This is a genomic window from Citrobacter sp. TBCS-14, from assembly GCF_005280805.1.
In the GTDB taxonomy this organism is placed as follows: Bacteria; Pseudomonadota; Gammaproteobacteria; order Enterobacterales; family Enterobacteriaceae; genus Citrobacter; species Citrobacter gillenii.
The window spans coordinates 460-884 of sequence record NZ_SZWM01001076.1 but is presented as its reverse complement, the minus strand read 5'-3'; the positions used below and the strand labels follow the sequence as shown (position 1 = coordinate 884).

1 pseudogene is annotated in these 425 nt (G+C 54.1%); it reads right to left on the bottom strand.

The features are described from left to right. Positions 1 to 425, bottom strand: a pseudogene (gene sorE, locus FDX22_RS31980) (L-sorbose 1-phosphate reductase); the annotation flags it as partial.

The window sequence follows — 425 nt, the reverse complement described above, 5'->3', positions numbered from 1 at the left end:
TGAACTTTCTTCTCTTCGATAAGTTTAACCGCCGCGCGCATGTCGTCGGTATTGCCGCCAGACGTCCCAACATAATGGGTGAAGGCGTAGTGTACGTCGTAGAAGTTAATCGGCGCGCTAAATTGCTTATCCTGCGGACCAGCAAAGAAGTTCATGCAACCATCGGCAGCCAGCAGGGAAGAAGCCAGCGTAACCAGCTGTTCGTTGGGCACAAACACAAAGATGTCGTCGAATCCGTGACCGCCGCTCAGCGCCATCAGCGTGTCATACGCCGCATCCTCGGCGTGGAGATAATGGATCAACGTTTGTTGTTCTGATGGATAGTGCTTGCGGGCGTAGCTCAACTTGTCGTTATTGGTGTCGGTTACCACCAGCAGCGCCGGGTTAACCGGGCCATGCAGTGCATAGTCGATCGCCAGTAGTCC